Consider the following 13,127-nt stretch of genomic DNA (forward strand, 5'->3'; position numbering starts at 1 on the left):
ACGCAATGATTAAAAAGTTCATCCGCTCGATCCTCGGCAAGAACAAGAAGGACGCCTCCTCCACCGAGCCGACCATTCTCAGCCAGAAGCAGCATGGCATCGACCTGCAACTGGTCTCGCCAAACGCTATCCGTGTCACGCAGACATTGCAGGATGCCGGCTTCAAGGCTTTCATCGTCGGCGGCGCCGTGCGCGATCTGCTGCTGTCGGTCAAGCCCAAGGATTTCGACGTCGCCACCAACGCCACGCCGGAGCAGGTCAAGCAACTGTTCCGCCGCGCCTTCATCATCGGTCGCCGCTTTCAGATCGTGCACGTGATGTTCGGCCAGGAATTGATCGAGGTCACCACCTTCCGCGGCGCCTCCGCCGACATGGCTCCCAAGGATGAACACGGCCGCGTACTGCGCGACAACACCTTCGGTGAGCAGCACGAAGATGCCGTACGACGCGACTTTACTATCAATGCGATGTACTACGATCCGGCCTCGCAAAGCGTGCTGGATTATCACGGCGGCATCGCCGACATCCGGGCCAAGACCTTGCGCATCATCGGCGAACCGGAAGCACGCTATCGCGAAGATCCGGTGCGCATGCTGCGCGTGGTGCGTTTCGCCGCCAAGCTCAACTTCAATATCGACCCTGCCAGCAGTGCGCCGATCGCGGTCATGGCGCCGCTGATCGACAATGTGCCGGCGGCGCGCGTGTTCGACGAAATGCTCAAGCTGCTCATGAGCGGCCATGCCCTTGCCTGCCTGCAGCAGTTGCGCAAGCAAGGCCTGCATCACGGCTTGCTGCCGCTGCTCGACGTCGTGCTGGAACAACCTCTCGGCGAAAAATTCGTCACGCTGGCGCTGGCCAATACGGACGCCCGCATCAAGCAAGGCAAGCCGGTTTCGCCGGGTTTCCTGTTCGCCTCACTGCTGTGGCATCAGGTGCTGGAAAAATGGCGTGCCTATCAGGCCGCCGGTGAATATCCGATTCCGGCGCTACATCTCGCCGCCGATGACGTGCTCAATGCACAGACCGAAAAGCTCGCCCTGCAACGCAAGATCGCGTCCGACATGCGCGACATCTGGGCCATGCAGCCGCGCTTCGAACGCCGCACCGGCAAGGCACCGTACAAGCTGCTGGAGCATCTGCGGCTGCGTGCCGGCTACGACTTCCTGCTGTTGCGTTGCGCATCGGGAGAAATCGATGCAGAGCTGGGCGACTGGTGGACGGCATTTATGGAAGGCGATGGTCCGGAACGTGAGGTCCTGCTCTCGCGCAAGCCCACCAACTCCAGCAGCGGTGGCGGCAATGCCGGCGCAGGCCCGGCCGCAGGTGCCAGCGCCAATACAGGTCCCGCAAAAAAACGCAAACGCCGTGGCGGCCGTAATCGCAGCAAAACTGGTGGTGGCGCCGACAAACCATCGAACGACGGCGAAGCATGACCCTGGCAGCCTCTGAGAGCGCGCCGACGATTGCCTATATCGGTATCGGCGGCAATCTCGGTGATGCCCGCGCAACCGTAGAAGATGCACTGCATCGGCTGGCACAATTGCCGGACACTACGCTCTCCGCACAATCCCCGCTCTATCGCACCGTGCCGGTTGATGCCGACGGTGACGACTACGTCAACGCCGTTGCGCAACTGTCTACGTTATTATCCCCACATGATTTGCTGAAGGCGCTGCAAAACATCGAGCAGGCGCATGGGCGCCAACGCCCTTACCGCAATGCGCCACGCACGCTGGATCTGGATATCTTGCTGTATGGTGATCGAGTCATTTCCGACGATGTATTGACTGTCCCGCATCCACGCATGACACAGCGCGCCTTCGTGCTGATTCCCTTGTTGGCGATCAATTCAGCCGTCACCATCCCAGGCGCCGGCGCTGCGCAGGATTTCCGTGCCGGTGTGGCGAATCAACCGATTCATCAGATCAGCGATTGATCATCCGGAACGTCAACAAGCGACAAAATCCGACAGAATCAACGAGAATACTCAAAACGCACGTGAGCCGTGCATCTGCGTTGAATACCGCTTAATTCTCCGGCTTCGATCCTTCGTTGCCGGTCGCTGCATCATGCTGCGGACGCAGCTCGCCCAAACGGCGATGATGACCTTTCAACCAGATAGGCAACTCGCTGGGCAGCATCGGCTTGGCAATCAGATAGCCCTGCCCCAACGTACAGCCGGAGTCTTGCAGCAAGCGCCAGTCTTCGATGGTTTCAATTCCCTCTGCAACCGTCTCCAGCTCCAGACGCTTCGCCATGTCGAGCGCGGACTGCAGGATCACGCGCAGATTCTGACGCGTGTGTGCACCGTGCACAAACGAGCGATCAATCTTCAGTTCAGTGAAAGGGATGCGTGCCAGCTGTTGCATCGACGAAAAACCCGTACCGTAGTCGTCAATCGACAACCCGAATCCCTTGAGACGGAAGCGCGCGAGCGTACCCAGCGCACTTCCCAGATTCGCCACGACTGAACTTTCGGTGATTTCCAATACGATCTGTTCGGCCAGCAAGGCATGTCGCGCCAGGAGATCAGACACCTTCTGTACGAAGCTTGGTATGTCGAGTGACAGCGGAGACAAATTGACGGCGACCTTCAGCGACAAGCCTCGTTCGTTCCATAGTGCCGCCTGCGCCATGGCCTGCTCCAGCATCGACAAAGTCAACTCATGAATCAGGCCGGAACTCTCTGCCAATGGGATGAAATGGTTTGGAGGAATCATCCCGGCTTGCGGATGTATCCATCGCGCGAGCGCTTCCACACCTTTCAGCATGCCGGTGCGGATATCGACCTTGGGTTGATAGTAGGCGACGATTTCGTGATTTCGAATCGCCATTTGCAAATCAATTTCGCGCACGACAGGCAGTACTGAATCTTTTTCTTTCAACGCCAGACTATTCCCAAAAGAATTCAGTGCACCAAGAATCTTTTCTTGATTAAGGGGCTTCTGTAATGCTCCCAATATATGCATGCCAAGCGCTTCTATCATGGTTTCCACCGACGCCAGCAAGGATCGCTCACGGCTGGAGGCAACAATCAGGGGAAAGTTCAGCTTGCGCAGTTGCAACTGCTGGATAAATTCAACACCATCCATGCCCGGCATTTCGAGATCAACGATCACCAGACTTGGCGGCAAACGCAACAAGCCAAGCAGTTCCAGCGCCTCATGTCCGTCGCCGGCTTCATAGATCATCTCAACGCCAAGGTCACGCATCAGACCTACCGTATGCAAGCGCTGCAACGGACTGTCATCGACAATCAACAAGGTCTCTATTGGAAAAGGCGTCAATTTAGTAACCATATCTGTCAATCAAGGAAGAGATGTTTTCAAGAGAAACGACATCGCCCACACCACCGAGCAATACTGCTTCCTTCGGCATGCCATACACGACACAGCTGTTTTCGTCCTGCGCATAAGTCGCAGCACCGCACTCGCGCATTTCTTTCAGGCCACGTGCACCATCGTCGCCCATACCGGTCATGATGATACCGACGGCGTTCTTTCCTGCGGCTCTGGCGACAGAGCGAAACAGGACATCCACCGATGGTTTGTGGCGGCTGACAAGCGGGCCGCTGACCACCTCTACATAGTACTGCACACCATCCCGCCTGACCATCATGTGTGAACCGCCGGGTGCAACTAAAGCACGTCCAGGCAACACAAGATCGTGATGCTCGGCTTCCTTGATCTGGATTGTGGAGAGAGAGTTGAGACGTTTTGCAAAACTTTGCGTGAATTTTTCCGGCATGTGCTGCACGATGACCAGTCCTGGACTTCCCTCGCCAACAGAACTCAACACCTTTTCCAGGGCCTGCGGGCCACCGGTCGAAGCGCCAATGGCGACGATCCTGGCGGTCACCGGAATCAGTCCGTCAAGATAACCAGGCGGGTCCAGAATGGCATCTGCGCTCAAGCGCGCGCCATCCGGTTTGCTGCCGGCCGAGGTATCTGCACGCAGCAGTTTTTCGACATCATTGCCGACTTGATCGCCGCCACTGCTACCGCTACCACCTCCACCACCCGCAGCCGAGCGCCGCAAACGCGCCTGTGACGCGGCACGTATCGCGGCAATCAAATCTTCCGAACTGTCCTGCAAAAAATCACGTATGCCCAGTGAAGGTTTGGTAATGATCCCCACTGCGCCGGCCGCCAATGCCTCCATCGTGACAGACGCACTGCGCTCGGCCAGAGAGGAACAAATCACCACCGGCGTCGGCCTGATCGCCATGATCTGGCGCAGGAAGGTAATGCCATCCATACGTGGCATCTCGATATCCAGAATGATGACGTCCGGCCAATTGGCGCGCATCTTCGCCATCGCAAAAATCGGATCCGGCGCCGTGGCGATCACGCTGATATCGTGACACGGTTCAATCAAATCCTGAATCACCTGACGCACGACCGACGAATCGTCGACGATCATTACCTTGATAGTCATGAGCGCCCCCTGCCGGAAGCAAGTTCACTGCTGCGCTTCGACAGCGTCGACGCCGCGACTTCATTGCGCTCTGCCGGTACTTTTTCCATATCGTGCATGACGCCATGCCCGCGCCGCACCCAGACATCGCCATTGTTCAGATCGAAGCGCAAATAGCGATAACCATCACCGGCGATATCTTGCGCCGTGATCGGGATATTCTGGCGCTGCAACATCTCCAGCGCACAGTCGGCATTGGCCTGCCCTATGCGCACTTTGGATGCCGGCAATCCCAATATGTTGCCGCCGCCAAAAACCTTGACGCGATAATCGGCCACCTGCGTGTCGTGCTTGCGCACCTCGTTGAGCAGACGCACCAGGGCTTCCTCGCCATAGCGTCCGTCCGGTTCGTCGTCCTCGCCCCGCTCGCGATGCAAACGTCGCACCGGCAAAAGAAAGTGGCACAGTCCCCCCAGATGCCGGATCGGATGCCAAAAGGTGATCGCCACACATGACCCCAGCAAAGTCTCGACTTGCAGGTCTCCCTGACCGAAATAGACTTCGCCCAGGTTAACAAAGACACGTTCGCTCATAACGGTCTCCGGTAGATGGACGGCGCAAACATCTGCAGATCGAGCGGCATGCCGTGCAAAGACTCCGAGTGCCCGACAATGAGCCAGCCACCCGGGCGAATCTTGCGAATGACGCCCTGGATCACATCGACCTTGGTCGGAAAATCGAAATAGATGATGACGTTGCGCAAGAATACGACGTCGAACTTCTCATCCATTTCTGTCGGCAGATTTAACAGGTTGCGCTGCTCGAAAGCAACCCGTCTTCGGATGCGCTGATCGATCAGGAAATGGCCCTCATATTCGCCGGTACCGCAAAGGCAATAGCGCGACAGATACGGTTTCGGGATATGCTCGCCGCGCACCATCGGATACAAGGCACGCCGCGCAAATGTCAGCACGCGCTGGCTGATGTCGGACGCCTGAATGCTCCAGGGATGATGTGCGCGACAATCGTCCAGCAGCATCGCAATGGAATAGGCTTCTTCGCCGGTTGAACTTGCCGCGCTCCAGATCTTCATCTCGTTCCGCGCAGATATTTGCGGCAAGATATCGTCGCGCAAGGCATCGAAGTGCTTTTGCTCGCGAAAGAAATAGGTCTCGTTGGTAGTAATCAGATCAATCGCGCGCTGCCGTTCCGCCTCTTCTTGCGGCTGGGAAATCAGCGCGTAGTAGCCCCGCAGATCGGACAGCCCGAGTTCAACCAAGCGGCGCGACAGGCGGCTACACAGTAGTGCCTTCTTCGAGAATGGCAGGTACAGCCCGATGTAGCGCTTGAAGAGCTGCTGAAACAGCAGCATCTCCTCATCACTGACATCCAGTGCCATCGACTCGATACTGGAATTCATCTACCTGCTCCCACAAATGACGTGCTGTACTTTCTGGAAACTGGCTGCGCCGGTAAGACACAAGACCAGCACGGCGTGCATCGTGTCATCAGCTCGCTGACGGCGCATTTGCTTCTTCAAGGGCAGCCATTCCCATCAGCGTCGACAACTCGTCGACCGACAGTACAGCCCCGATATCCAGCACGACCACGAAGCGATCCTTGATGTTGATCATGCCTTCGATGAAATCAGCTCGCAACCGGGTGCCAAAGCTCAGCGGCGGCTCCACCTTGTCGTTCTCGACCGTGAGAACCGCGCGCACTGCGTCGACCATTACACCAAACAACATGATCTGCTCATCCTGCACCACCTCCATGATGACGATACAAGTGCGCTTGGCGATCGGTGTCTGGGCGCGGCCAAAGCGCACAGACAAGTCGATGACCGGCACCACGGCGCCACGGAGATTGATCACACCGCGCAAAAAATTTGGCATCAGCGGCACTTCGGTGAGACTGCAAAACTCGATGATTTCGCGAATCTCCCCGATAGGCATGGCGAACATTTCATCGCCCAGCACAAACGACAGGAACTGACGGCTCTGCACCGCCTCCTGCTGTTGTGACCGGCTAAACGACGAATCACCGTTAAGCGATAAACTGGGCATACACGTACTCCTCAAACATCTGACAACACCGATTTCTTGACATAGCCGCCGATACCTTCAACCGTACGAGGAAAATTTTTCCCCTCGATCAGCGTCTGTACCGGCACGTCCTGAATCAACTCATCGGTAGCTTCGACCAGCGAAAAGTAACTCATCATGTCGCGCAACTGAGTGGCCTGGTCACTCATCTCTTCCGAGGTGGCGGACAATTCTTCCGCCGCAACGGCATTCAACTGGATCGCCTGTGTAATCTGGCCGATGGCACTATGAACTTGAACCAGACTAGAATTCTGATCACGCGCCGATAACGAAATGCCGTCAACCAGATCGGCAGTCTGCTGAATCGAAGGCAGCATGCTTTCCAACAACTTACCGGCTTTTTCTGCGAGATGAACACTACGCTCCGAGACTTCGACGATCTCCTGCGCGGCAACTTGTGATCGTTCAGCCAGCTTACGCACTTCGCTGGCAACCACCGCAAATCCCTTGCCGTTCTCGCCGGCGCGGGCGGCCTCAATCGCGGCATTCAACGCCAGCAGATTCGTTTGATACGCAATGTCGTCGATGACACTGATCCTGGCCGTTATCTCGCGCATGGCATCCAGGGTCTCGCGGACTGCCTCACAGCCTTCGGCCGCAGTACGCGCCGATTCGTCTGCGATTTTGTTGGTGAGGTTGGCGTTAGCGGTATTGACTCCGACCGTGCCGGCAATCTGGCCTATGGCGCTGCTGGCTTCTTCAGAATCCGCAGCCTGTTGCGATGAATTATTGCTGAGTTGCTCAGCGGCCGCCGTCAACTGGCCCGCAGCGGACGCCAGCGTAACAGTCGCCGCATTCACGTCACCCAATACTTCTGTCAGCCTGTCGAGCATTCTGCGTGCGCTATCCAACACACTACCCTTACGAACTTTTTCGGAGTTGAACTGGACGGCGAGGTCGCCGTTGGCAATTTTTCGCAACACACGCATCACTTCTTTCGGGTCACCGCCAATCTGCAGCAGGAAAGCGCGCCGCGTGTACCAGCCAAGGAAAAGCGCCGTCAGCAAAGCCACCGCAATGACCGCAAGGCTACGCTCCAGGTTTTGTTTTTCCAGTACGCCTGCCTTTTCCTTGTTGGCATTTGCCTGCAGTACGTTTTCATCAATCAGTGCTTCCAATTGCACGTGCAGGTTATTCAGCTCTTTTCTGATGGATTCAGGATCTCCCTTGCTGTCGTCGTCACGCAGCAAATAGTCGCGGCGCAGCTCTATCTGCGTGACAAACACCGCGATCACCTGATCCACTCGCGCCTGCAGGGATCGTTCCTGCTCGCTCAATACCGTCGTCGACTTGTAGCTGGCATAGGCCTTCTTGAGCTCGTCAAGTTTGAAACGCAACGCATCGGCAATCCGCTTACGCTCGATGTGCTGATCAGACTTTTCCATGGCCAGCACCGCATTTGCTATCTCGATGGTGAGTTTATTGGTCTGGCTCAGATTGACGATGGTCAGAAGATTCGACGTATAGATTTCCCGCAGCATGCCGTTGACGCGAAACAAATTGAAAATACCGTCAGCACCAACGACCGCCGTCAGCAGCGCGGCGAAAACAAAACTGACGGCAAGCTTGCTGGATAGCTTCATCTCCATACCTCTTTCGCGTCATGCACCATTCTTTATGCTGCCTGGATCATCGAATCAAAACCGCTTGAACGATGATTCATCCACTGGATCATCACCGCCATCCAACATCGAGATACGGCTGGGCTTGACGAACTTGGTGCTGATAGCAGGTGGTTCATTGACCATTTTTCCCGGCTTACCGTCTGCTTTTTTCAGGGGCGTACGCTTTTCTTCTCCGACCTGGAAGAACAAGATCAGCTCTTGTAACTGCATCGCCTGCGCACTCATTTCTTCAGAGGTGGAGGACAGTTCTTCGGATGCCGATGCGGTCATCTGGGTGGTCTGCGCCATCTGATGAACGGCATTGTTGATTTGCTCCAGCCCGGCGGATTGCTCGCGTGAGGCAGCAGAGATTTCCTGCACCAGATCAGCGGTACGCCGGATCGACGGCACCATCTGGTCGAGCAGTCCACCCGCCTTCTCCGCCAGCATTACGCTGTTCTCCGCCACCGCAATAATTTCCTGTGCAGCAGTCTGCGAACGTTCGGCCAGCTTGCGCACTTCGGCGGCAACGACGGCAAACCCCTTGCCGTGCTCACCGGCGCGCGCCGCTTCAATCGCAGCATTCAACGCCAGCAAATTGGTTTGATAGGCAATGTCGTCAATGATGCCGATCTTGCCGGCGATCTGTTTCATGGCCTGTACGGTCTCGCGCACCACTTCGCCGCCCTCGGCCGCCGAATTGGCGGACTTGCTGGCGATGTTATCGGTTACACGTGCATTTTCGGCGTTCTGGGCGATAGTCGCCGTGATCTCCTCCACCGAAGCGCTCGTCTCTTCGACATTGGATGCCTGTTGCGACGCGTTCTTGCTCAAGGCTTGCGACGATGCCGATATCTGCTCGGATGCGGATGCCAATGAACTTGCCGTGCCGCTGACGTCGCCAATGACTGCCGTCCATTTGGCGACCATTTGCTGGGTGCTGTGCAAAACACTGCCGGTATCTTTCGGTGAAACCGGCACTTTAACGGTGAGATCTCCTTCCGCTATCTTGCGCAGTACCATCATGGCGTCTTTAGGTTCGCCACCCAGTTGCGAACGAATGACGCGGTAGGTGAAGAACAGGCAGACCAGCAACAGCAGCATGGATGCGCTCAGCAGGGAAAAGATCACCAGTTCCAGTTCCGAATAACGCGCTTGTGCGAGGTGCACACGCTTCTGCGTGCGCTCGTCGACCATGCGCAGGAAATCGTTGATAGGCACCATGACGCGTCCCACCATAGAGCGATAGTTCTGATCGAACATCAATTCCTGTGCCATCGCCTGGTTGGGAGCGCCGGTGACCGTAAAATTTCCCGCTCCGTCATCGAACTGCCCCTTGACGGCATTGAAGGCAGTAATCTCGATTTTAGTCAGCGCATCCGAACTGCTTTTCGCCTCCTGCATCTTCGCCAGTTCCGGACCAGTGAAGCCGGCCTTCTTCATCAGTTCGATGAGAGGAATAGCCGGGTCGAGCGGCATATTATTGAATTGCTTGGCATTGATCAGATCGAGATTGAAGCGCTCATAATTTTTTGGACGCGGACGCTTGCCGTTGAGAATATCGAGCACGATGTAGTAGCGCTCTTCGTCGTTAGGATCACCCGTAGTGACATAAGCGCGTCCGAACTTGGTCAAGTCCTCTGAATTGCGGCGCATTTCATTGGCCAGCGCAAACGAGTAATAGCGCGATTCATGCGCCTGATCGAGATTGCTGTTGGCTTCCTTGAGCGCGCGCGTCGCACTGACGATTGACCCCATCAATACGGCCAGCACGATAACCAGCCAGATAAAAAGCTGTCGGATGCTCATTCGTTGCGTCAATCTGTTCTGCATGACAACTCCCTTGTTTCCCATTGCGTTTTTTTCTGACATCGGCAGGGAAGGTTTCCGTGCCGTATGCAATTTATTTCAATTTAACTCGTACCGGCTAACCTGCATGCATACCACTCGGTCGCTCGGTGATATTCAGTGACGTTCACCGTACTCCACCCGGCTTTCAGACCGGCGGATGCCGGCCTGCTCCATCTGCCCGGTGTGGGCGATCAGATGCGGCACATCGAGAATCAGGGCCACGCGCCCATCCCCAAGAATGGTCGACCCGCTCAACCCCTTGACCTTGCTGAACAATTTTCCCAACGGCTTGATCACTGCCTGGCATTCGCCGAGAAGGTTGTCGACCAGCAAACCCGCACGCATCTGCCCGTATTGAACGATGACCAGACTCTTGCGAGGCGATTCCCTGTAGGGCAGATCGAATAGTTCACGCAGCGGAATAAACGGCAATGGTTCGCCGCGCAATGTCACGATATTCTCATGCACCTGATGCGCCGACAGGTTGATGCATTCGACCACCAGATCCAGCGGAATGACGAAGACCGCTCCACCCACCATGACCTGAAAGCCGGCGATGATGGCGAGTGTCAACGGCAAGCGGATGCGCACCATCGTGCCCTGCCCCGGGTTACTGAAAATATCAACCTCTCCATGCAGGGAATCGATATTGCGTTTGACAACGTCCATACCGACGCCACGTCCGGACAAGGCCGTCACTTGTTCTGCAGTGGAAAATCCCGGCTCGAAAATCAGGCGGAAAATATCCTTGTCCGACAAATTCGTATCACTGGAAATCAGACCTTGTTGCACTGCCTTGCGCAGGATGCGATCCTTGTCGAGACCACGCCCGTCGTCAAATACTTCGATGACCACACTGCCCGATTCGTGGGTCGCGTTGAGCCGCAGAACACCGGACTCCGGCTTACCGGCAGCGCGCCGGATTTCGGCAGCCTCAATGCCATGATCCATGGCGTTGCGCACGATGTGCATCAGGGGATCAGAAATCTTCTCCACCATCGACTTGTCGAGTTCGGTGTCGGCGCCGGTGACAATCAATTCGATTTCTTTGCCCATCTCGCGCGAGATGTCGCGTACCACGCGTGGAAAGCGCTGAAACACTTCATTGATTTGCACCATACGTAACGTCAATGCAGCATCCCGGATCTGCTCGACCAGTCCGGAAATAAGCTGCGTCGCTTCTTCGAAGCGCTGATCTTTTTTGCGCTTGGCAACCAGACTGGCGCCGGCGCCGGCGATCACAAGTTCACCCACCAGATCGATCAGTTGATCGAGCTTGGAGACTTCAATTTTGATGAATTTTTGTTCCTGGCCTTTTCTATCCTCACCGGATTTCACACGCGCTGGAGAACTTCCGCCAGGCGCGGCGTGCGGCGCCAGTTCGAACGTACCGGTCTTCGCATTGGCGGCAGGCGCCGTCGCGTTCTCTCCGGATACCGTATCACCGCATGATGTGGACGCATTGCGCAGGGAAGCATATTCAGCTTCGGTCAATGCCCTCGATTGCAGCAATAGCTGTGCGAGGTGATCGCGCTCCGGCATGCCCGCCAGCCATTGCCGGTAGTCATTCAGCGGAGAGTGGGGAGCCAGTATCGTGATATCGCTGTCTTCACGCACGAATTCGAAGACGCCTTCAATCGCGCTACGATCAGCAGTGCTGTCAAAACCGATTTCAAATCCGAGATAACAACGCTCCGGATCCATTTCGTCAGCCGTCGGCATGGTGTACTCGATGGTGTGCGCATAGACGTTGCGACCCATCGTCATCAGATAGCGTAAGAACGACAGCGGATCAAGGCCGTCCTGCAACACATCGGGATTGAACCGCAAGGACAGATGCCAATAAGGATTGGATACGGCAGCTTCGCTGCCATTGTCATTGTCATTCCGCTTTGCATCCTGCGCCACTTCTGCCATCGCCGTTGCGGCAGCAGTCACGGCAGCCACAGTCTCGGTCAGACCGGTGGTATCAACAACAGGTGCATTGGCATTCGCCGTTTCAATGACCGCAATGTGCGCCAGATGCGCATTCAGTGCGGTTTCCAGCTCCGTACGACGCGCCAGATCCGGCTCCTGGTCTTCTTTTGATTGTTCGATCGCATCGACAAGGTCGCCCATGTAGTCGCCGCAATTGAGCAACAGGGACATCATGTCGTCATCCAGTTTCAGGATTCCGTTGCGTACTTTATCAAGGACATTTTCCAGCACGTGAGTAAAGCTGACGATGCTGTCGAAGGCAAACAGTCCTGCCGATCCCTTGATGGTGTGTGCGGCACGGAAGATCGCATTGATCGCATCCTTGCTGGGACCATCGCTGTCGATCTGCAGCAAGGCTGCTTCCATGGCGACGAGCAGCTCTCGCGCTTCTTGCACCAATGCATCGCGGGCGGCGTCTTTTTTCATGCGAGCCCCTGGATGGATGGTTGAGTATCGAAGGTGTCCTGCAGATGCAGCATGTCGATCACACTTTGCACCGCGGGACTGATTCCGTTGAAAAATAATTGCTTATATTGCAGTGCCGCTTCACGTTTCATCAGCAGCAGTAATTGCAGTCCTGTCGTATCGATTTCATCGACGCCGCTCAGATCCACCTCAAGCACATCATCGGCGGCATCAACCACGCCAAGCAGTTGCGGCTTGTACTCGGCCGCCTGGAAAATGGTAAAGCCGCCATTCACCAGGAGTCGCAAGTGTCCGTCGCGTGTGCTTTGCGTCAAGGGCATCGTCTCGTTCCTTAAGGGGATACCAGCTTGGCGACTGCTTCGAGCAGTACCGGCGGCAGAAAAGGCTTGTGCACCCACGCGCGTACGCCGATCGCCTTGCCCTCTTGCTTGCGCGAGTCACCGCTCTCAGTGGTCAGCATTAACACCGGCGTAAATTTGTAGTTCGGGTTTTGCTTGAGCTCGCGTACAAAACTCAGGCCATCAAGATTCGGCATGTTGACGTCGGAAATCACCAGATTGTATTTGCGACCGTCGAGTTTATTGAGCCCGTCGCGGCCATCGATGGCTTCTACCACGTCGTAACCTGCGGCCTTCAACGCCATGCTGATGGTCTGACGCAAGCTGAACGAATCATCGACGATCAAGATAGTCTTCGAACTCATTTCAGCGCTCCCGGCCGAAAGATCGTGCCGACATGCAGCGATAGC

At 56.1% G+C, this 13,127-nt stretch carries 12 protein-coding genes; 2 read left to right on the plus strand and 10 right to left on the minus strand.

Annotation, left to right across the window (positions count from 1 at the left end):
• Positions 1-5: 5 nt before the first annotated feature.
• Together pcnB and folK are read left to right on the plus strand one after the other, a co-directional pair.
• Positions 6-1,433, plus strand: a complete 1,428-nt coding sequence (gene pcnB / locus hmeg3_RS20295) for a polynucleotide adenylyltransferase PcnB (protein WP_094565345.1) — start codon at positions 6-8, stop codon at positions 1,431-1,433.
• Positions 1,430-1,936: a 2-amino-4-hydroxy-6-hydroxymethyldihydropteridine diphosphokinase gene (gene folK / locus hmeg3_RS20300; protein WP_094565346.1), complete on the plus strand. Its 507-nt coding sequence runs from the start codon at positions 1,430-1,432 to the stop codon at positions 1,934-1,936. Before pcnB ends, folK begins: the two co-directional genes overlap by 4 nt.
• A 91-nt stretch (positions 1,937-2,027) precedes the next feature.
• Here the strand turns inward: folK and hmeg3_RS20305 are convergent, their stop codons facing one another.
• The 10 genes from hmeg3_RS20305 to hmeg3_RS20350 all read right to left on the minus strand — a co-directional run bounded on the left by hmeg3_RS20305 (position 2,028) and on the right by hmeg3_RS20350 (position 13,082).
• Positions 2,028-3,299 carry an EAL domain-containing protein gene (locus hmeg3_RS20305; protein ID WP_094565347.1) on the minus strand — a complete coding sequence of 424 codons (1,272 nt, stop codon included), beginning with the start codon at positions 3,297-3,299 and terminating at the stop codon, positions 2,028-2,030.
• Positions 3,289-4,437 (minus strand): chemotaxis response regulator protein-glutamate methylesterase, encoded by a 1,149-nt coding sequence (locus tag hmeg3_RS20310; protein WP_094565348.1) that lies wholly within the window; start codon positions 4,435-4,437, stop codon positions 3,289-3,291. Before hmeg3_RS20310 ends, hmeg3_RS20305 begins: the two co-directional genes overlap by 11 nt.
• Positions 4,434-5,009, minus strand: a complete 576-nt coding sequence (locus hmeg3_RS20315; RefSeq protein ID WP_094565349.1) for a chemotaxis protein CheD — start codon at positions 5,007-5,009, stop codon at positions 4,434-4,436. The genes hmeg3_RS20310 and hmeg3_RS20315 overlap by 4 nt, the downstream gene beginning before the upstream one ends.
• The gene (locus tag hmeg3_RS20320) at positions 5,006-5,836 is read right to left on the minus strand and encodes a protein-glutamate O-methyltransferase CheR (protein WP_094565350.1); all 831 of its coding nucleotides are present in this window, start codon (positions 5,834-5,836) and stop codon (positions 5,006-5,008) included. Before hmeg3_RS20320 ends, hmeg3_RS20315 begins: the two co-directional genes overlap by 4 nt.
• Positions 5,837-5,924: 88 nt before the next feature.
• A complete protein-coding gene (locus tag hmeg3_RS20325) occupies positions 5,925-6,482 on the minus strand; it encodes a chemotaxis protein CheW (RefSeq protein WP_094565351.1) in 558 nt (185 codons plus the stop codon).
• A gap of 11 nt (positions 6,483-6,493) precedes the next feature.
• Positions 6,494-8,104: a methyl-accepting chemotaxis protein gene (locus tag hmeg3_RS20330; RefSeq protein WP_094566475.1), complete on the minus strand. Its 1,611-nt coding sequence runs from the start codon at positions 8,102-8,104 to the stop codon at positions 6,494-6,496.
• Positions 8,105-8,158: 54 nt separating this feature from the next.
• A complete protein-coding gene (locus hmeg3_RS20335; protein ID WP_094566476.1) occupies positions 8,159-9,958 on the minus strand; it encodes a methyl-accepting chemotaxis protein in 1,800 nt (599 codons plus the stop codon).
• A 132-nt stretch (positions 9,959-10,090) separates the two neighbouring features.
• Positions 10,091-12,379 (minus strand): chemotaxis protein CheA, encoded by a 2,289-nt coding sequence (locus tag hmeg3_RS20340; protein WP_094565352.1) that lies wholly within the window; start codon positions 12,377-12,379, stop codon positions 10,091-10,093.
• Positions 12,376-12,699 (minus strand): lipid asymmetry maintenance protein MlaB, encoded by a 324-nt coding sequence (locus tag hmeg3_RS20345; protein WP_094565353.1) that lies wholly within the window; start codon positions 12,697-12,699, stop codon positions 12,376-12,378. The genes hmeg3_RS20340 and hmeg3_RS20345 overlap by 4 nt, the downstream gene beginning before the upstream one ends.
• An 11-nt stretch (positions 12,700-12,710) precedes the next feature.
• Positions 12,711-13,082 (minus strand): response regulator, encoded by a 372-nt coding sequence (locus hmeg3_RS20350; RefSeq protein ID WP_094566477.1) that lies wholly within the window; start codon positions 13,080-13,082, stop codon positions 12,711-12,713.
• Positions 13,083-13,127: the final 45 nt, after the last annotated feature.

Origin of the sequence: Herbaspirillum sp. meg3 (assembly GCF_002257565.1) — a bacterium.
Taxonomy (GTDB): domain Bacteria; phylum Pseudomonadota; class Gammaproteobacteria; order Burkholderiales; family Burkholderiaceae_D; genus Herbaspirillum.